Raw genomic sequence first — 20,894 nt, 5'->3', positions numbered from 1 at the left:
GGGACTTATCTCATGCACCGATTACCTGTAAGTGATTTTTTTGTACATACAAACACACAGCACGACTCGAGGAATATCATGAAAGACATTATTCAAATCAAAAACATTTCATTTAATTACCCAGATCAGCCCCTGCTCTTTGATAAACTATCAATGGATGTTCACGAAGGTGAATGGACCGCAATTATTGGACAAAATGGTAGTGGGAAAAGTACCCTTGCAAGATTGATTGATGGACTAATCGTATTAAAATCAGGGCAAATCGTTGTCGATGGTTTAACTGTTAACGATGAGAATATCTTTGAGATTCGCAACAAAATCGGAATGGTATTTCAGAATCCAGAAGATCAATTTGTTGGTGCGACCGTCGAAGATGATGTTGCGTTCGGGCTTGAAAATCGTCAGGTTCCCCGTGAAGAAATGCATCGAATTGTTGAAAAAAGCTTGCGCCAGGTTGGCATGTGGGAATTTCGAGACAGAATTCCTGCCAATTTATCAGGTGGACAGAAACAACGAGTCGCCATTGCCGGCATTGTTGCTCTCAGCCCCAAGATCATCATTTTGGATGAGGCAACCAGTATGCTCGATCCGCGTGGTCGTCAGGAAATTCTCAGTCTTGTTAATGAGATAAAAAAGCAAAATAAGCTAACGGTTATTTCGATCACGCATGATATTGACGAAGCAGCCGGTGCAGATTGGGTAATCGTTGTTAATAATGGTGCCATTGTCGAAGAGGACAAACCTGATAACATTTTTGGCGACATTGAAAAATTGGAATCGATTGGCTTATCGGCACCCTTCACTTCCCAACTAATGACAGCACTTAAAGCACGTGGAATCGACTCGCATAGCCAATATCTCAATGACGAGAGGTTAATCACATGGATCAAGAAATTAATTTCAACCAAGTAACCCACACATACCAAGTAAATACCCCATTTGCCCAAGATGCACTCGACAATGTATCGGTGACAATTGCTCCTGGGTCTTTTACAGCGATCATCGGACATACCGGGAGTGGGAAATCGACGCTGGTACAGCACATTAACGCGCTGCTTAAGCCAACTACTGGGGAGATTGCCGTATATGGTCGCACCATTAATCCAAACACCACTAATAAGAATTTAAAACAACTTCGTAAGCATGTCGGCATGGTTTTTCAATTTCCTGAAAAACAACTTTTCGAAGAAACGGTAATTAAAGATATTATGTTTGGCCCTAAAAATTACGGCGTATCTGAACAAGATGCTAGGCGGGATGCTGAAGATGCGATGAAGTTAGTCGGATTGGACGAGAACCTTAGTGAAAAATCACCCTTCGATCTTTCTGGCGGTCAGATGAGACGTGTGGCAATTGCCGGTGTTTTGGCAATGAAGCCTCAAATTTTGATTCTTGACGAACCCACAGCTGGCTTGGATCCTCGCGGTCATAAAGAAATCATGGATCTGGCACAAGAACTTCACGATCAACAACATATGACGATCATTCTCGTTACCCACCAAATGGATGACGTGGTTGATTACGCGTCTGACGTGATTGTGATGGATCAGGGAAAAATTGTGAAACATGGGAATCCTCAAGAAATCTTTTCTAATCCTCAGTGGGTTTACAGCATGCACCTTGATTTGCCGAGCAGTGCAGAATTTGCAACTCGCTTGGTGGACGAAGGGGTGCCGCTGAGGCATACGCCTTTAACGATTGAGAAACTCGCTGACGAAATCGCCCAGCTGGTCCAAGGAGGGCAGGAACATGAGTAATTTTCTTTTTGGCCGTTACTTGCCCGGCAAATCATGGGTCCATCAAATGAGCCCCCAATCCAAGCTGATGCTGAGCTTTTACTTCGTGATCGTGATCTTTTTCGCGAATAATGTTTGGACATATGCCTCGTTGAGCGTATTGATTCTGATTGTGGTCGTCATGTCTGGAGTTTCAATTGGTTATTTTTTGAAAGGCATTCGACCGTTGATCTGGTTGATTATTTTCACCGTTTTACTGCAGATTTTATTCAGCAGTGGTGGGCATGTTTATTGGCATTTTGGACCGTTTTCTGTGAGTGATACCAGTTTGATTAATGGCGGCTACATCTTTGTTCGATTTTTACTGATTATTATGATTTCCACCGTTTTGACTTTGACTACAACGCCATTGGCAATTGCGGATGGGGTCCAGACGGTTTTAAAGCCGCTTAAAAAAGTTCACTTTCCCGTTGATACACTCGCGTTAATGCTCTCAATCGCGTTACGATTTGTGCCAACGTTAATGGATGAAATGGAAACAATTCTTAATGCTCAGCGATCAAGAGGGGTGGACTTTGGTTCCGGGAGCTTAAAGCATCGGATTCAAGCGGCGGTTCCACTCTTAGTCCCACTGTTCACCGGTGCGATTAATCACGCGGAAAATTTGTCAACCGCGATGGAAGCTCGTGGATTTACCGACAGCGAGCATCGCAGTAAATATCGGGTATATCGTTGGCAGAGAAAAGACACCATTAGCTGGGTGGCCTTTCTGCTGGTTGGTGTCCTTGTTTTATTCATAAGAAATAATTGAGGTGATCAAGATTCGTTACAAAGTGACATTAGCATATGATGGCACGCTGTTCAGTGGCTTTGAACGGCAGCCCAAGCGAAGAACAATTGAGGGTGTCATCACCCAAAAAGTCAATATCATGGCGAAGAACCCTGATCCCCCGATCGTTGTTTACGGGTCTGGCAGAACAGACGCTGGCGTTCATGCCCTTGGTCAGGTAGTCCACTTTGATTTTCCGTTTGATTTGCCAACCAAGGCGATTTATCGGGGACTCAACAGTCTATTGCCCCTTGATATGGAAATTAAAAAAGCTGAGAAAGTATCTGATGATTTTCATGCACGCTATGATGTCTCTGGAAAACGGTACGTCTATCGTTTAGATTTGGGAGAATTTAAGGATCCGTTTAAACGAAACTATACTGGTAATTGGCGTTTTCCAATTGATATTGAGCGAGTTCAAACCGCAATGAATGATTTTATTGGTGAACATGATTTTTCAAGCTTTGTTGCATCAGGATCAACTGCCCGCTCAAATGTTCGAACAATTTATGAAGCAAACGCATCACTTGAGAAAGATGCCAATGAAATTCGGCTTGAGTTCTATGGCAATGGCTTCCTCTACAACATGGTTCGAATCATGGTTGGGGTAGTTGTTGAGATTGGGTCCCAAATGCGCCCTGAGCACGATATATTGCGCTTATACGACGTCAAGGACCGTGATCAGGCCAGACGAACAATGCCAGCGTCCGGTTTATATCTCAAAAAAGTGTATTATGAGGGTGAAGATCCTAAACATCCAACAAAATTACCAAAACGACAACGTTAATTTGTGAAACTGATTGACTTTCATGGGAATAATTTGTATTATGTTAATTGGTATTGTTTGCCCCACGATAAGCCCCGGAATCTTATTTGGTGTCGAACAAACACAGGAACAATGGAGGAATATACAGTGCGTACAACTTATATGGCAAAACCTGGTGAAGTAGAACGTAAATGGTACGTTGTTGACGCAACAGACGTATCTCTTGGACGTTTATCATCAGCAGTAGCATCAATTTTAAGAGGTAAGAATAAACCGACATTCACACCCAACGTTGATACTGGGGACAATGTGATTGTTATTAATGCAAGTAAAGTAGGTCTGACTGGTCGCAAAGACACTCGCAAGATCTATTATCATCACAGTCGCTTTATTGGTGGCTTGAAGCAACGAACTGCCGGTGATTTGCGTGCTAAGAATCCCGAAAAGTTAATTGAAACTTCCGTTAAAGGAATGCTTCCTCATGGAACATTAGGTCATAAAATTGGTTTGAAGTTACATGTCTATGCAGGTCCTGAACACGATCATCAAGCTCAAAAACCAGAAGTATTAGACATTAATAACCTAATTTAAGGAGGAATTCACTTTGGCTCAAGTACAATATCGCGGCACTGGCCGTCGTAAAGATTCAGTTGCTCGAGTACGTTTGGTACCCGGAACTGGAAAAATTATCATGAATGACAAAGCAATTGAAGATTACATTCCTTTTGCTAACTTGCGTGAAGTTGTTGTGCAACCATTCAACGTTACTGAGACTTTAGGTAACTATGATACCTTGGTTAACGTTAATGGTGGTGGATTCTCCGGACAAGCTGGAGCAACTCGTCATGGAATTGCTCGTGCATTGCTTGCCGTTGATCCCGACTTCCGTGGACCATTGAAGCGTGCAGGTTTGTTAACCCGTGACGCTCGTATGAAAGAACGTAAGAAGCCAGGTCTTAAAAAGGCTCGTAAAGCTTCACAATTTTCAAAGCGTTAAAATTTATATTGTTTCATTACAAACACTTCTCTTCGGAGAGGTGTTTTTTATTTTCTCCGACGATTTTTAATTGCCATGCCATTAACCAAAAAGTAATTATTAGTATAATACTAATAATATAAATATAAGTCATACTTGTGGATAATTCTGATAATCTCATGTTAAAGTGTATTTGTAAAAGAGGGGTTGACAATTAGCAGGAGGTATATTATGGGACAAACACAGGTTATTAAAAAGCGATTTAAGTTATACAAAGCTGGCAAACGTTGGCTGATTGCCGGAATTGCGTTTGCCGGGATTCAGGTTAGTTTAGCAGGAATGCCAACTGGCACTCGTGCCGCTGAAACGGATACAACCACCCAAGTAACGCCTACAGAATCCATAGCAAACGAAGACCAGACAAGCCAGAATTTATCAAGCGATAGCCAAACGACCTCAGATGTGAACGCAACAGGACAATCAGCTAATCCTGAAAAGTCACAGGCCGTTCAACAACAGACAACTACGACTCAAAACACTCAGACGGTAACCACACCAGCTACGGAAAGGACAGAATCGGTTAGTCAACAGCCAGCCCAACCTGTCGACAATACCGAGTATGCTGTTCACACCAAGACCCCTGACACGGCAAAAGCTCAGCCAACGGCGACGGTTACTCACAAGCAAACCACAAACTCACAAACGACGAATTCACAAGTCACAGAAACTTCATCTACAACGACTCAACGATCACAGAATGTGACAGTTAACAAAACCGTGAGTCAATCCAATCCTACTCAGTCTGAAGAACAGCCAGTTAAAGCTCAGGCAGAAGCTGAGTCCACTGCCAAAGCCGAGACCAGCAAAGCCAATGATTCAGCTGCCAAAGCAAATGAAATGGCAACTCAATTAAATGAATTGCTGAAAAACCCGAAGCCAAGTGATGCCTCTTGGCTGAATCAAATCAACCAATTGGCGGATCAGCTCAAAGAAACTGCCGAAAACGTTTCAGGTAATCTTGGAACGGTAAATGAGGCAATTACTGATTACCAAAACACATTGGATAGGATGGCCCATCAGCCGCAACCAAATGCAATTAAGCAAGTGACACTTGACGGCAAGGACCAAACGGCTACTTTGGAATCTTATACCAAGTTAGTTAATGATTATGTTTCCCAGATCAATTCCCAGTTGGCTAAGTTAAACCAGGACCAGCAAAATCAGCACGTTGTTGCTGGTGTGCGCGATGCTGCTGCACAGTTGCTAACAGCTGCCGATCATTTGAATGAACAGCTTAAGGCTGTCTCAGAAGCCGCCAACGCGGGTAATATTGATGATAATCAAACTGCTTTAGCAGCCCTTCAAACTGCCAAGGAAAAGTATGACCAGGCGAAGGATGCCTACAACTCTTTGGCAACTGTTTACAACAACACGCACAATGCTCAACAAACTGACATCTCAACAATTAATTCAAATGAAGATGCTACTCAGCCAGATGGAAAACAAAATCCAACCGAGACAGCTTTCATCAACTTTGTAAAAGATGCCAACTCAGCTGCCGTTCAGAATAATGCATTTAATCAGTACCAGTCTGCAACGACAGATTATGAAACTGCCAACCAAAGTTTATCAGTCTTAAACCAGGCCATCGATGAATGGAAAGCAGCCTCCGACACTTACAATCAAAAGATCCATGACACGCAATTGACGGTTGATGAATTGACTGCAATCACTAATACGGTGATTGAAAGTCAAGATCGGGTAAAAAATGCCTTAGCCAAATTCGGTGAGGATAATGATCAATATAATCAAAGCCTTGCTGACTATCAGTCGGCATTGGATTTGTATAATGCTGATACGCATAACAGTCCCATTATTGCTGCAGATGGATTCCAGGACAGCACTTCAGGCTCTGAATGGCAGCGCTTCCAAGACCAGCTAAAACAACTCGAATCCAATTTTGAGAATAATGACCAATCCATCAGCCACACTAACGCTGTGACAATGGCTGCCAATCTGGATCAAGTCACGTATATTGGTGATGTTATTCAGGCAACTGACGCATTGCAGGCGAAAGTCAATCAGCTCAATGAATTGGCAGCTGCTCAACAGGCTGCGGTTGCGCAATGGGACCAAACCATTGCTGAAGCGACTCAAGATGGACGTTGGGCATTATATTATCCACAAATCAGTGTCAATGCCGAAACCTTGGCCAAGGCTGACTATGCCTATATTGATGCAATCAACGGCACTCAGACAGATTTTAAAACAGTAACAGAGACGATTGAGAAATTCGGGAAGACATACACAACTTTTGCAGTTGATCAAACAACGAATGATGCACAGACGAGTTATGAAAAAGTGTTTACCGATTTTCAGAATGCAATTAGCCAATATAACCAAAAAGTGTCCGGTAGTCAGCAAATTAATCCTGAGTTAGGCACCGCCATCGATCTCATTAAGGCTGATGCCAATGCCTTAACCGATGATGTTCAAAGCTTTACAACCCAATATAGCAAAATGGTAACCGTATTAGCAGGTTTAGCAGCTGATAAATCTCAAAATGACGCCGTTAAAAAGTTAATCGTTACAGATGATGTGAATAGTACCGATGGCTTTTATCCAAGTCACGCCACATATCGGACTAGAAGCGGCCAGTCGATTGTGCTTTTGGTACATTTTACCGATGGTGATTGGAGTCAGGTCATTGGGACCAATATGGATGATATTCGTTTCAACCGGACTGAATTTTATAGCGAACGGGAGTTGAAAGCCGCTGGCAACCTACCAACAGACCATTCACATAAAGTAACCAAGGAAATGTTGGAACGATTGTTGGAACCAGGGTTGTTTTATGATATTACCCTGGGAATCGCCGGACAAACCCAGATAGAGGTTGATCCGAAGGTTAATTATTTTGATGATGGGAAAACGTATTATTTAGCGGGTTACGGGATTTATCAGCCATCCAACTCCGGGTTAGAGATGCAGGGAACAGATAAGATCTATACCTTCGTCACTGATGATCCTTTACAGGAACTCATGGATAACGACACTCGTTTAGGTGGAGACCCAAGTCAGACAACTCAAATCGTTTTATATTATCTGACCACTGGGATTGACGAAAGCTTGATTCCTGATTCACCGAAAGCAACTGAGAAAATCGCCGATGTTACCATCCCCATCAACCCATTGGGGACAGTTGACACTGCTTCTCAACCAACTGGATTGGTTTCACCTAATCAAATTTCTCAACCCGTCAAGTTGACAACGCTCACTTATCTAAGTGGTGAGAATCTTGCGCCAACATTTGAGACAATTGCTTTTGGACAAGCACCTTTAATTAGTTTAAACGACTCTGTTGCCCCAACAGTTGATCCAAATGAAGGCGGCAATATTCCAGACAAACCAAGTAATCCCGGGGATGGGCACACACCAGATACACCAACCATTCCAGATGATGGATATATGCCAAACACACCCGGCCATTCCGGCAACAACGGGGAGACACCAAATGGAAACCACGGGACTGAAACACCTGCGATTCCAGGTAATAATTCAGGGTCTGAAACTGCCAGCCAGACACCTGGTAATTCTCAAATCAGCACTGAGCAATCGGTGATTACTGGAGGAACTGATCAGCAGTCAGAAAATTCGGATAACGACACGCATGATGGCAACACTACCGAGAATAATGTGGTAGACGAGGCTAACGCTCAAAGCAGTGTTCAAGAAAATACTGGTCGCCAATCTGGTATGAAGGCGACCGATTTCACAGGGGCTCACAGTTCAAATACAGACAGCCAAACACCGAACGGTGACGCTGCCGATCAAGCAACAGACACCAAGCTTCAGAGAGCGGCGATGTTACCACAAACAGGTGAGCAAAACGAGGCACAGTTTACGGTATTAGGACTGGTAATCCTTGCGCTGGCAGGTATTCTTGGCAAAGCGATCATGAAACGCAAGCATGGGTAGATATGTCTCAACCATCTTAATCAAACACTTTTGTATAATAAAAGCCACTTCTGTCCTGAGAAGTGGTTTTTATTGAGATTATTTTAAGCTTACCGGCAAAACGGGATTCCACCGGCAAATTTGTATTAGAATACAATTCGTTATTGTATAATAGGTGCAACAAACTTAAAGGGGTAACAACACATGCCTGTTAAGAAAAATACCTTACGACTGAATATGTTGGCAATGTTCATTGCAATTATTTTACTGCAGACCTCAATTCCACTGATCGGTTACATTCCGATTGGCCCACTTGAAATTACAATCATTCCAATGACGGTCGTGGTGGCCACGGTTTTATTGGGAACCGTTGATGGCGCAATTATTGGTGGCGTTTGGGGATTTACGACCTTTGTCAGAGCTTTCGTGTGGCCAACAAGTCCACTGGCAGCAATTGTTTTCGTTAATCCGATTATTTCAGTAATTCCGCGAATCATGATCGGAGTGGTTGCGGGGATGACGTACACATACCTTAAAAAACATTTAAAAAGCCAGACGGCAAGCATTTCTGTCGCAGCGGTCTTCGGTTCATTGACCAATACTATCCTTGTGTTGGGGCTGATTTATTTATTTTATAAGGCCAAGGCGCCACAATTATATCAAATTAATATCAAAGAATTATTACCTTATCTGCTTGGCGTCGTGGGCACAAACGGTGTCCCTGAAGCAATATTCAGCGGAATTGTCACCCCACTGATTGCCATCCCAGTTAAGAAGATTTTTGATCGGACGAGTCGATAAAGCAAACCATTCGGGAAGTCGCCGTTCCGTTGGCGCAGATTTTAATCAATCAACAATGAATCGAAAAAAATAGACCTTGCACAATTCTGCAAGGCCTACTTTTAAATCACTATTTCTTGGTTGATTTCTTAGGTTTTGAAGCTTTTGAGTCTTTTGATTCATCCTCGTCTTCATCATCTTCAACTTCAGGTTGAGGAGCTGCCTTGATCATCTTAAGATGACGATTGTTAATGACGACTTTCTTATGATACTTGTCAATGATTTCAGGATCATCCGATTCAAAAGTAATCAAAAATGAGTTGGTGTAACTCTTATCAACATAACCGGTAAATGTTTGTTTTTCGATCTTGAATGAAACCTCATCACCAACATGAAATTTTGATTGTGCTTCTGATACTTCGGTGTTTTTAGCCATTGGTTTTCATCTCCAGATTTAAGTGTCAGCTGATAACATAACCGAAATTACAGCATTTGTCAATTTTTAAGCATTCAAAAACCTGGTCGAAATACAAATTTTGTTTGTTTTTATTCGGATTTATCGTTAGAATTAATTCTAAAGTTAGAAAGTTTGAGGTTGGATTGACTAAATATAAGAAAGGGCGGAAACGCCGAGCAAAAAAAGCAAACGCAGTCTTGATGCTGATCCTTGTGGCTTGCGGCTTAGTGATTATTTTGGGCTTCCATGCGTTGTATGAAAATGGATATAATTCAGGAAATGTCCAAACTTCCAACAACGAGGTCGCCGTTGAGCATGAAAGATTCATTAAAAAGTTGGCGCCTCAGGCTCAGCGGTTGCAAGGGCAGTACAATATTTTGCCGAGCATTACCTTAGCGCAAGCCATATTGGAATCCAATTGGGGCAGCAGTAGGCTTGCCAGCAAGTATTATAATTTATTTGGTGTGAAGGCTCAGGACAACACCGCCAACTCGGTTTATTTGGATACGCAGGAATTCGTGAACGGTCGATATGTGACCATCAAAGCGCGCTTCCAAGTTTATCAGGACTGGAACGAATCACTGGCTGACCATGCCAAATTGCTCGCGTATGGGACCAAATGGAACCCTCAGCAGTACAAGGATGTGGTTGCAGCAACTAACTACCTGCAGGCCGCTGATGGGCTTCAGCAGGATGGTTATGCGACCGATCCGGCCTACACCAAGAAGTTGATCGCCATAATCAAGCAGTATAAACTATACCAATATGATGATTAGAAAGGAATTTTGAGATGGACTTACTTAAGAAACGCATTTTGGAGGACGGCACTGTTTTACCTGGTAACGTATTAAAGGTGGACAACTTTTTAAATCACCAGGTGGATGCAAAGTTAATGGATCAGATTGGCAAAGAATTTGCCAAATTGTTCAAAGATGAAGGGGTTACCAAAGTGGTTACCGTAGAATCTTCCGGAATTGCGCCTGCATTAACCACTGCGATACATATGGGCGTTCCGTTGATTTTTGCCAGAAAGCACAAAAGTCTAACATTGACGGATAATTTATATACTGCAAGTGTTTATTCGTATACCAAACAAGTCAGCAACGATATCAGCATTGACAAGCGTTTTCTCAAGCCTGATGACCGCATTTTGATCATCGATGATTTCCTGGCAAACGGCCAAGCAGTTCAGGGGTTACTGGAAATCGCCAAGCTGGCCAAAGTTCCAGTTGCCGGCGTGGGAATTGTGATCGAAAAGAGCTTCCAAAAGGGTCATACCATGATCGAAAAGTCAGGTGTCAGACTTGAATCACTGGCTCGGATTGCCTCTTTGGACAACCAAAAAGTGACATTTGTTGACTAGGCTCGTTATAAAAATGGTACGATAAGTAAAGTGGTTCCAAACTATTAGTAAAAATTACGATATGAAAGTAGTGAATTAATTGGCAAACGCAAATGTTATCTATCCTGGTCAAACAATTGGCATTCTCGGAGATAGTATCAGTACCCCAACGTTATTGGCCCGTGCAAAGCAAATGGGGTTCAATGTCGGGATGTACAGTTCCAACGAAAATAGTAAGGCGATGGAGCTTGCCGATTATAAATATATTGGCCCATACACTGACAAAGAAACCCTCAAAATGTTTGCTGAGCGTTGTCAAGCCGTTATTTACGACAATCAGTACATTGATTCTGATGTTGTCAGATACATTTCACAGTTTACGGCTGTGCCTCAACAGGACGGCATGTTGGATATTGTACAGGATCGATTGATTGAACGAACATTTTTCGAAACTCTGAACATCAATATGGTGCCATATTCAACGATTGTGACTTTGGAAGACATTTACCAGGCAATTAATTCCATCGGTTATCCCGCTATTTTAAAACCCATTCAACGGGGATTAAACGGCGGCAAAGAATTACTAATCAAGAATCAGGCAGACATTGTGTTGGCCTCTGGCTTCCTAGATTCTGGGACCTATATTCTGGAATCCTATGTTGAACACGATACCGATTATTCTGTTGTTGTGACTCGATCCGAGTCTGGATCAACCGTCATGTTCCCACCGGTAGAAGTGATTTATGAAGGCGATCAATTGATGACCGCTTATACACCTGCCAAGTTGGATCCAAGTGTTAAAAAGGAAATGGAACGGATTACCAACGAAATTGCCAGCAATGTTGACTACGTTGGCACCTTTGAAGTTTCATTGTTTTTGGCAAAAAGTGGGTCAATCTATGTGAGCCGAGTCGCACCTAAGTTGAGCTCAGCTGGATTTGTCTTTGATTACGCCGCCAACGCTGACGAATTTGAACAGCATTTACGCGCAATTGCTGGTTTGCCGCTGACTGAAATCATTCCAGGGATTGCAACTGTCTTTCAAGCCATCCGTCAACAGGAATATCAGCGCGTTCAAACGCAATGGGTCATTAAAGATAATTGGCACTTTACGTTCTATGGAAACGAGCCAAGCGATGAGACACAGTGCGTCGGCCACGTTTTGATTCCAACCAAATCAATTTCAGATACTTTGATCAAGCTTGAGGCCACTGGTATCTGGCCTGACATTGATTACAAAACAAAATATAGCCACATGTAGAGAGTCGGGAAGCCGACTTTTTTGTTATAATTGAAAAGATAAATGCGAGAGGATGGAATATTTAGTGGCAGAAGAAAGTTTATTAGCAGGATTAAACAAAGATCAAAAGGACGCTGTGGTTCATACCGAGGGCCCTGTTTTAATTATGGCCGGTGCCGGCAGTGGGAAAACCCGGGTGTTAACCCATCGAATTGCCTACATTATTGAGCACAATCACATTATGCCTTGGCGTATTTTGGCAATCACGTTTACCAACAAAGCAGCTCGCGAAATGCGTGAACGAGTCACCAAACTACTTGGTGAAGGCGGTAATGATGTTTGGGTTTCGACATTTCATGCTTTATGTGTGCGAATTCTTCGACGACATATTGATTTGTTAGGCTACAATAAGGCTTTTACCATTGCCGACACCAGTGAACAGCGGACATTGGTCAAACGAGTTTTAAGAGATTTAAACATCGATCCTAAGAAATTTGACCCGAGATCAGTTCTGTCTTCCATTTCAAACGCGAAAAATGACTTACTCACGCCTAAAGCTTTTAAAGCACAGGCTAACAGTGCGTTCGATCAGATTGTGGCTGATGTTTATGAACGTTATCAAGCTGAACTCAAGCAAAATCAGTCGCTGGATTTTGACGATTTGATCATGATTACCATTCAACTATTTGAGGAACACAAAGATATTCTAGAATCTTACCAGGATAAATTTCAATACATTCACGTTGATGAGTATCAGGATACCAACGAAGCACAGTATCGATTGGTGAACACCCTTGCTAAGAAGAATCAAAATATTTGTGTAGTTGGGGATGCCGACCAGAGTATTTACGGCTGGCGGGGTGCCAACATGCAGAATATCCTAGATTTTAAGAAAGACTATCCTGCTGCCCATGTGACACTGTTGGAGCAAAATTATCGCTCGACCAAAACCGTATTGGATGCTGCTAACTCAGTGATTGCTCATAATGACAATCGGGCTGACAAGAACTTATGGACTGAAAATCCAAAAGGCGATCAAATTTCATATTATCGCGGCCAGACCGAAAACGACGAAGCTCGATATGTCGTGGCCAAGATTCAAGAAGAAATGGCCAAACCCAACCGTAATTACGGCAGTTTTGCCATCTTGTATCGAACCAACGCACAGTCGCGTGTGATTGAAGAGACACTGTTGAAATCAAACATTCCTTACACGATGGTTGGTGGACACAAGTTTTACGATCGAAAAGAAATTCGGGATGCGTTGTCCTATTTAACATTATTGGCTAACCCCAACGATTCAATGAGTTTTGAGCGGGTGATTAACGAACCTAAACGAGGCATTGGCCAGGCAAGTATTGAACGGCTGCGATTATTCGCCAACGATCATGGGTGGAGCTTACTTGAAGCGTCAAAGAACGTTGATTTGGCTAACGAAATTTCAACGAGAGCCAAGAATTCAATCTCAGAATTCGAACAAACAATGAGTGCGATAGCCGCTAAAATGGATCAACTATCGATCACCGATATTACTGAAGAAATTCTTGATAAAAGCAGTTATCTGAGCACTTTGAAAGCTTCCAAATCACTGGAAGCCCAGACCCGACTTGAAAACTTGGAAGAATTTATTTCTGTTACCCAAAAATATGATGAAGAAAATGAAGGCGAAACTGGGCAGCAAAATCTTGTGAACTTCCTGAGCGATTTGGCTTTGGTTTCCGATCAGGACAGCCTGGAAGAAGATAATGCTCAAGTCACTTTAATGACGTTACACGCTGCCAAAGGATTGGAATTTCCGGTTGTCTTTTTGATGGGAATGGAAGAGGGGTTGTTCCCACTTTCCAGAGCAGCTGCCGATGAATCGGAACTCCAAGAAGAGCGTCGATTGGCATATGTGGGGATCACACGAGCTAAAGAAAAATTGTATCTTACCAATGCATATTCCAGAATGTTGTATGGCCGCCGTCAAAACAATCCGGAATCTCGGTTTGTGAACGAAATTAGTCCCGAACTCATTCATAGCGATAACCAACAGCAGACTGAATCTCCGCTGACGACGCCATTTGACCGTCGAACCAGAAGAGCCACGGCAACAACTTATCATCGACCTGGTAAAGTGGTCGAAAGTCCCAAGGGTACTGGCGCAGATAAAAAAGCCTGGGCCGTTGGTGACAAAGTTTCTCATAAGGCTTGGGGAACTGGTACGGTTGTGAAAGTCACCGGTACCGGCGAAGATATGGAGCTCGATATTGCATTCAAACAAGAAGGCATCAAGCGGTTATTAGCCGCTTTTGCGCCAATTAAAAAGCAGGAAAATTAATCAACAGAAGGTGTTATTGTGGCATTTGAAGATGTGACTGAGCAGCAGGCTGCAGGTAAAGCAGCTGGACTGCGCACGCAATTAAATAAGTGGGCGGATGAATACTACACCTACGATTCGCCAAGTGTTGAAGATTCCGTGTACGACAAGGCCTATCAACAATTAGTTGATCTGGAAACTCAATTTCCACAAATTGTGACGCCGGATTCACCTACCCAAAAGGTCGGTGACCACACGTTACCGGGATTTACTAAAGTCAATCACGAAATCCCAATGCTTTCATTGGGGGATGTCTTCTCTAAAGGCGAATTAGGCGAATTTGTTGACCATTTAACGGAAAATGATTCAGTCGAATTTGAATATAATTGTGAATTAAAAATTGATGGGTTAGCGATCAACTTACGTTACGAGAACGGTATCTTTGTTCAGGGTTCAACGCGAGGAAATGGCCAAATTGGTGAGGATATTACTCGCAATTTAAAAACTATTAAATCAATTCCAAGAAAACTGACCCGCCCAATTAACATCGAGGTTCGTGGCGAGTGTTACATGCCAAAAGAATCTTTTGCGCAACTCAATGAGCAACGTCAGTTAAATGGTGAGGAGCCGTTTGCTAATCCTAGAAATGCGGCGGCAGGGAGTTTGCGCCAACTGGATCCACGGGTGACCCGCAGTCGAAAATTAAGTACGTTTATGTATAACGTCGCTGATATTGATGACCTGCAGTCAGACACTCAAAGCGGCATGCTCGAGGAGCTCAAAGGCTTAGGCTTTACCATTAATCCAGATTACAAAGTGGCCCACAATATGGCTGATATTGATGAATATGTCGACAAATATAAAGATCTGCGGGACGGACTGCCTTATGGGATCGATGGCATTGTGATTAAAGTCAATTCTTTACCACTGCAGCGTTCTCTTGGTGCCACCGTTAAAGTTCCCCGGTGGGCAATTGCTTACAAATTTCCACCCGAGGAAGTTCAAACCGTTGTCAGAGACATCGAATGGACAGTTGGACGGACAGGGGTTGTGACACCGACAGCAGTGATGGATCCGGTTACGTTGGCCGGCAGCACGGTTAGCCGCGCATCACTCCACAATCCGGACTATTTGGAAGAAAAGGATATCCGAGTAGGTGATACCGTCAAGCTGCATAAAGCCGGCGACATTATTCCAGAAATTTCACAGTATCTACCCGACAAACGTCCATCTGACAGTCAACCATATGTGGTTCCAACAAAATGTCCATCGTGTGGATCGACACTCGTTCATTTGGATGAAGAAATTGCGTTGCGCTGTATCAATCCACAATGTCCGGCACAACTCAAAGAAGGCTTAACGCACTTTGCGTCTCGGGATGCAATGAACATTGATGGCCTGGGTCCGAAAATCATTGCTCAGTTATTTGAGAAGCATATGCTGTCAGATGTCGCTGGACTCTATGATTTATCATTTGACCAGCTGTTAACATTGGATAAGTTCGGTGAGAAATCGGCTACCAAACTCTTGGCGGCAATTGATAATAGTCGCGGCAACTCTTGCGAACGACTGTTGTATGGCTTGGGAATTCGGCATGTCGGCATCAAAGCAGCTCGTCTAATTGCCCAACGTTTTAAAAATATTGATAAGGTTATGCAGGCAAGCGCGCAAGATATCGCCGAAATTGCTACAATGGGAATGATCATTGCTGACAGTGTCGTCACCTATTTTTCAATGCCGGAATCAAAACAACTGATCGAACAACTGAAGCAAGTCGGTGTCAATATGGATTATCTTGGGGTTACTGATGAAGAGATTGCCGAAAGTGATTCCTTCTTCAATGGCAAGAAATTTGTTTTGACCGGTAAACTGCAGAACATCACTCGACCAGACGCAACTCAATGGCTGGAAGATCATGGCGCCAAAGTCAGCAGTTCAGTTTCAAAAAATACAGACGTGGTCGTTGTCGGTGAGGATCCCGGCAGCAAGTACGATAAGGCGAAGAGCCTCGGCATTCAAACCTGGGACGAAGCACGGTTTCACCAGGAAATGGCCGATGAAAAGTGACAATGGAGGAACGAATCGTGAAAAAAATCATCCTGGGAATTTCAATCATTCTGTCGGGATTTATGTTGGCAGCGTGTGGGAGCGTTGATAATTTATCGAAGGACACGAGTAATTCAAGTGGCTCAAAAACTAAGACGCAGCTAACTGGTCAAACCAATACCGATTATTATCAAGGGGTTATTAAAAACGGTCGTTATCAGACTAGTAAGTCTCGGGGCGTGAGCGTTTCCCAAGAATCAAATCAGTTTAATATCAAGGGCTTTGAAAATGGTTTGCTGGACATCTCCAAGAAAGAATTCTCTACTAAAAAGTACATTTTTCAAGAAGGTCAATACCTTTCAACCAGTACAGTTGAAAAATGGCTGGATCGCAAGTCAAAGTCCAATCCGACTGGTTTGAACCCGGTTAAGTCCAAGTCAACCAACCCGAATACTCGAAATCCAATTTATCTTTCTCAAATTGATGAACAAGATTTTATGACTCAAAGCGGCAAATCTCTTAAGTTGTCTGCAATGACCGTTGGCTTGGGAATCAATTCAGTTGATTATTACAAAAAGACTGCCTATGGGCCAACTTATGAGACCAATATCTCTAATGCGCAAGTTAAGAAACAAGGCAAAGCAATTGCCAACCAAGTTATTAAACGGTTGCGGCAACGGGCTGCCCTGAAAAATATTCCAATCATTATTGCGTTATACAAACAAGCGTCAGATGACAGTTTAGTCGGTGGTAATTTCTTTGCCTATTCAATGAACGATGACGGTGAAACCAAAATTGCCAAGTGGGATACGATTAACCAAAAGAACTACGTCTTTCCACTGCAATCTGATAAGAAGGGGCCAAGTCAAAATGACGCTGACTCATTTGATAACTTCAAATCAGAGATTCAAGGCTTCTTCCCGAATTTGAGTGGGGTCACTGCACAGGCACAGTATACCGATGGGTCATTGAGTGGCATGAACATCAGCATCACCACTCAATTCTATAGTCAAACTGAGATCATCAGTTTCACTCAATATATTCAAAACGCAGCGCAAAGGTACTTGCCGGCAAATGCACCGATCGACATTACCGTATCATCGACTGAAGGAATTCAGAGTTTCTTGAGTCGGAAGCAGAATGAGAAGAAATTTTCTGCTCATATTTTCAATAGTTATTAATTTCTAAAAAATGCCATTATTTCTATGGTAGAATTATTGTTGTTATAAAAATTTGGACATATTCAGAAGAGAGAAGGATTTCAATGACTGAAAAGATCTCCGAAGATCAGGTAAAACACGTTGCTGAACTAGCAAAGCTCAAAATTGCCGATGATCAATTGCCTTATTTCACGACTCAACTGGATCAAATTATTGGGTTGTTTGAAACTTTAAGCGAAGTTGACACAGATGGTATCGAACCTACCAGCAGTGTCACCGATCAAATTAATGTGATGCGCGAAGACATTGCTGATAACTGGAATCAACGACAAGCATTGCTTGATAATGCGCCGGATACAGCCGACGGGTATATCAGAGTGCCAACCATTATTGATGAAAGCGGGGATAACGAATAATGAATTATTTTGATCAATCATTAACCAGCATTCATAAACAACTGGTCAACAAAGAAATCTCTGCCAAGGACCTGACTCAACAGACATTAGATAATATTAAAGCCGTTGATGGTGACATTAACGCCTTTATTACTGTCGATAACGAAGGGGCTTTGAAGAAGGCTGCCGATGTTGATGCAAAGGGGATTGACGCTGACAATGTCTTGTCGGGGATGCCAATTGCCATCAAGGATAATATGGTTACCAAGGGCTTAACCACGACCGCTGCTTCAAAGATTCTTGAAAACTTCAAGCCAATCTATGACGCCACTGCAGTTGATAAGTTGAACAAGCTTGGAACGATCACGGTTGGTAAGACGAACATGGATGAATTTGCCATGGGTGGTTCAACCGAAAACTCAGCATTCAAGATTACGCATAACCCTTGGGATACAACTAAAGTTCCCGGTGGTTCATCAGGTGGTTCTGCAGCTGCAGTTGCTGCCGGTGAAGTGATCGCTGCTTTGGGATCAGATACTGGTGGCTCAATTCGTCAACCAGCCTCATTTAACGGTGTCGTTGGCATGAAGCCAACTTATGGCCGAGTTTCACGTTGGGGATTAATTGCCTTTGGTTCAAGTTTGGATCAAATTGGGCCAATTACTCGTAACGTTGCTGACAATGCAACCATTATGAATGCGATTGCCGGTCATGATGATCATGATTTAACTTCATCAACTAAGGAAGTCCCCGACTTTACCAGCACCTTGAATAAGGGTGTGAAGGGTATGAAGATTGGAATTCCAACTGAATTTATGGCTCAAGGTTTGGATGATGATATCAAGCAAACCGTCTTAGACACCGCTGAAACGTTCAAAAAAATGGGTGCGACGGTTGAAGAAGTATCGTTACCACATACTAAATATGGGGTGGCTGCTTACTACATCATTTCCTCATCAGAAGCCTCATCTAACTTACAGCGTTTTGATGGTATCCGGTATGGTCGTCGTGCCAAAGACGTTAAAAATCTGGAAGATCTGTACGTTAAGTCACGTTCTGAAGGCTTTGGTGACGAAGTTAAGCGTCGAATCATGCTGGGAACATTTTCACTTTCAGCTGGTTTTTACGATGCCTACTTCAAGAAAGCCGCTCAAGTTCGGACTTTGATGATTAACGATTTCACTAATGTCTTTAAAGACTTTGATTTGATTTTGGCACCAACTGCGCCAACGCCTGCATATGGGATTGGTGAGGACGTGTCAGATCCAATGACGATGTACATGAACGATGTTTTGACTTTGCCCGTTAACTTGGCCGGTCTGCCAGGAATGTCAGTTCCTGCCGGCTTCTCCAAGGGCTTACCAGTTGGTGTCCAATTAATCGGTCGTCCTTACGATGAATTAACCGTTTACCAAGCTGGTAGTGCTTTCGAACAATCAACTGATTTTGCTAAACAAACACCAAAGATGGGAGGCAACAACTAATGAATTTTGAAACGACTATTGGACTTGAAGTCCACGTTGAATTAAAAACCAACTCCAAAATTTTTAGTCCATCTCCTGTAGAATTTGGTGATGAACCTAACTCCAACACCAACGTGATAGATTGGGGTTATCCTGGTGTGCTGCCAACTACCAATAAAGGTGTTGTTCACGACGGCATCATGGCTGGCTTGGCGCTGCATGCACAAATTGAACGCCACCCACATTTTGATCGGAAAAATTATTTCTATCCTGATAATCCAAAAGCTTATCAGATCACTCAATCTGAGACCCCAATTGCCCATGATGGCTGGGTCGAAATTGAGATTGATGGCAAGAAAAAGAAGATTGGAATTGCTGAAATGCATATTGAAGAGGATGCTGGTAAGAACTCCCATGCCTCTGAATATTCATACGTTGACTTGAACCGTCAAGGAACCCCATTGATTGAAATTGTTTCCAAACCTGATATTTCTTCACCTGCTGAAGCATATGCATACCTGGAACAATTACGTCAAGTTATCCAGTTTACTGGTATTTCTGACGTTAAGATGGAAGAAGGGTCCATGCGGGTTGATGTCAACATTTCAGTTCGACCAGTCGGCCAAAAAGAATTGGGTACTAAGACTGAATTGAAGAATTTGAACTCATTTAATTACGTGAAAAAAGGTTTGGAATTTGAAGAAGCACGCCATCAACGAGTCTTGATGTCAGGCGGTAAGATTGCCCAGGAAACTCGTCGTTTTGATGAGGCAAATGGTCAAACCATCTTAATGCGGACGAAGGAAGGTTCTGATGACTACCGTTACTTCCCAGAACCAGATCTGCCAGTTTTGAATATTTCTCAAGACTGGATCGATTCTATTGAGAAGGAACTACCAGAGCCACCTGCTAAACGTCGTCAACGCTATGTCAATGAACTTGGCATTACTGATTATGATGCAATGGTTATCACTCAGACCAAGGAAATGTCTGACTTCTTCGATAAGATGATTGCTGATGGTGCTGACGCCAAATTGGCTGCCAACTACTTACAGGGTGACGTTAATGCCTACATGAACGACAATCAAGTTGAATTGCAGGACACTAAGATTACGCCTGAACATTTGGCAACCATGATCAAACTGATCACCGATGGAACCATTTCATCCAAGATGGCTAAAAAGGTCTTCAAGGCGATCACAAATGGTGAAGAACCTAAGAAATTCGTTGAAGATAAAGGCATGGTTCAGTTATCTGACCCTGCCAAACTTCAACCAATCGTTGACGAAGTTGTGGCTGCCAATCCACAATCAGTTGAAGATTTCCATAATGGTAAAGATCGGGCCATCGGTTTCTTGGTTGGTCAGATTATGAAACAAACTCATGGGAAAGCTAACCCACAAGTTATCAACAAAATGCTAAAAGAGTCAATGAGTAAATAGAAAGTC

Annotated in this window: 18 protein-coding genes; 17 read left to right on the top strand and 1 reads right to left on the bottom strand. The window is 42.8% G+C overall.

Annotation, left to right across the window (positions count from 1 at the left end; all coding sequences use genetic code 11):
- Positions 1-78 precede the first annotated feature (78 nt).
- The 8 genes from FD05_RS06275 (at position 79) to FD05_RS06240 (ending at position 9,065) form a co-directional block, all read left to right on the top strand.
- The gene (locus FD05_RS06275) at positions 79-912 is read left to right on the top strand and encodes an energy-coupling factor transporter ATPase (protein WP_020281124.1); all 834 of its coding nucleotides are present in this window, start codon (positions 79-81) and stop codon (positions 910-912) included.
- The gene (locus FD05_RS06270) at positions 882-1,757 is read left to right on the top strand and encodes an energy-coupling factor ABC transporter ATP-binding protein (RefSeq protein WP_020281125.1); all 876 of its coding nucleotides are present in this window, start codon (positions 882-884) and stop codon (positions 1,755-1,757) included. The genes FD05_RS06275 and FD05_RS06270 overlap by 31 nt, the downstream gene beginning before the upstream one ends.
- Positions 1,750-2,547 (top strand): energy-coupling factor transporter transmembrane component T family protein, encoded by a 798-nt coding sequence (locus FD05_RS06265; RefSeq protein WP_020281126.1) that lies wholly within the window; start codon positions 1,750-1,752, stop codon positions 2,545-2,547. Before FD05_RS06270 ends, FD05_RS06265 begins: the two co-directional genes overlap by 8 nt.
- 10 nt (positions 2,548-2,557) lie before the next feature.
- On the top strand, positions 2,558-3,352 hold the full coding sequence (truA, locus tag FD05_RS06260; protein WP_039932866.1) for a tRNA pseudouridine(38-40) synthase TruA: 795 nt from the start codon (positions 2,558-2,560) through the stop codon (positions 3,350-3,352).
- 126 nt (positions 3,353-3,478) lie between these two features.
- A complete protein-coding gene (gene rplM, locus FD05_RS06255) occupies positions 3,479-3,922 on the top strand; it encodes a 50S ribosomal protein L13 (RefSeq protein ID WP_039932834.1) in 444 nt (147 codons plus the stop codon).
- A 13-nt stretch (positions 3,923-3,935) separates the two neighbouring features.
- Positions 3,936-4,328, top strand: a complete 393-nt coding sequence (gene rpsI, locus FD05_RS06250) for a 30S ribosomal protein S9 (protein WP_013728473.1) — start codon at positions 3,936-3,938, stop codon at positions 4,326-4,328.
- A 210-nt stretch (positions 4,329-4,538) separates the two neighbouring features.
- Complete coding sequence (locus FD05_RS06245; RefSeq protein WP_020281129.1) at positions 4,539-8,285, top strand: KxYKxGKxW signal peptide domain-containing protein; 3,747 nt, start codon at positions 4,539-4,541, stop codon at positions 8,283-8,285.
- 183 nt (positions 8,286-8,468) lie between these two features.
- Positions 8,469-9,065: an ECF transporter S component gene (locus FD05_RS06240; protein WP_020281130.1), complete on the top strand. Its 597-nt coding sequence runs from the start codon at positions 8,469-8,471 to the stop codon at positions 9,063-9,065.
- Between the two features lie 109 nt (positions 9,066-9,174).
- Here FD05_RS06240 and FD05_RS06235 read toward each other — a convergent pair whose 3' ends face one another.
- The gene (locus FD05_RS06235; RefSeq protein WP_020281131.1) at positions 9,175-9,480 is read right to left on the bottom strand and encodes a hypothetical protein; all 306 of its coding nucleotides are present in this window, start codon (positions 9,478-9,480) and stop codon (positions 9,175-9,177) included.
- A gap of 221 nt (positions 9,481-9,701) precedes the next feature.
- Here FD05_RS06235 and FD05_RS06230 point away from each other — a divergent pair, with 221 nt between their 5' ends.
- From FD05_RS06230 to gatB, 9 genes are all read left to right on the top strand, one after another.
- A complete protein-coding gene (locus tag FD05_RS06230) occupies positions 9,702-10,277 on the top strand; it encodes a glycoside hydrolase family 73 protein (protein WP_020281132.1) in 576 nt (191 codons plus the stop codon).
- Between the two features lie 14 nt (positions 10,278-10,291).
- Positions 10,292-10,864, top strand: a complete 573-nt coding sequence (locus FD05_RS06225) for a xanthine phosphoribosyltransferase (protein WP_020281133.1) — start codon at positions 10,292-10,294, stop codon at positions 10,862-10,864.
- A 79-nt stretch (positions 10,865-10,943) separates the two neighbouring features.
- Entirely contained in the window at positions 10,944-12,104 is a 1,161-nt protein-coding gene (locus FD05_RS06220; RefSeq protein ID WP_020281134.1) for an ATP-grasp domain-containing protein, read from the top strand.
- A 64-nt stretch (positions 12,105-12,168) separates the two neighbouring features.
- Complete coding sequence (pcrA, locus tag FD05_RS06215) at positions 12,169-14,403, top strand: DNA helicase PcrA (protein ID WP_039932836.1); 2,235 nt, start codon at positions 12,169-12,171, stop codon at positions 14,401-14,403.
- Positions 14,404-14,421: 18 nt separating this feature from the next.
- Entirely contained in the window at positions 14,422-16,449 is a 2,028-nt protein-coding gene (ligA, locus tag FD05_RS06210; RefSeq protein ID WP_020281136.1) for an NAD-dependent DNA ligase LigA, read from the top strand.
- Positions 16,450-16,466: 17 nt separating this feature from the next.
- On the top strand, positions 16,467-17,609 hold the full coding sequence (locus FD05_RS06205) for a CamS family sex pheromone protein (RefSeq protein ID WP_152436165.1): 1,143 nt from the start codon (positions 16,467-16,469) through the stop codon (positions 17,607-17,609).
- 83 nt (positions 17,610-17,692) lie between these two features.
- Positions 17,693-18,004 (top strand): Asp-tRNA(Asn)/Glu-tRNA(Gln) amidotransferase subunit GatC, encoded by a 312-nt coding sequence (gene gatC / locus FD05_RS06200; RefSeq protein WP_020281138.1) that lies wholly within the window; start codon positions 17,693-17,695, stop codon positions 18,002-18,004.
- Complete coding sequence (gene gatA, locus FD05_RS06195; protein WP_020281139.1) at positions 18,004-19,467, top strand: Asp-tRNA(Asn)/Glu-tRNA(Gln) amidotransferase subunit GatA; 1,464 nt, start codon at positions 18,004-18,006, stop codon at positions 19,465-19,467. The genes gatC and gatA overlap by 1 nt, the downstream gene beginning before the upstream one ends.
- Positions 19,467-20,888 (top strand): Asp-tRNA(Asn)/Glu-tRNA(Gln) amidotransferase subunit GatB, encoded by a 1,422-nt coding sequence (gene gatB / locus FD05_RS06190; RefSeq protein WP_020281140.1) that lies wholly within the window; start codon positions 19,467-19,469, stop codon positions 20,886-20,888. Before gatA ends, gatB begins: the two co-directional genes overlap by 1 nt.
- The last annotated feature ends 6 nt before the right edge of the window (positions 20,889-20,894 follow it).

The organism is Lentilactobacillus otakiensis DSM 19908 = JCM 15040, assembly GCF_001434145.1.
Taxonomy (GTDB): domain Bacteria; phylum Bacillota; class Bacilli; order Lactobacillales; family Lactobacillaceae; genus Lentilactobacillus; species Lentilactobacillus otakiensis.
The sequence above is the reverse complement of the archived record's forward strand: the minus strand, read 5'-3'. Positions and strand labels throughout refer to the sequence as shown.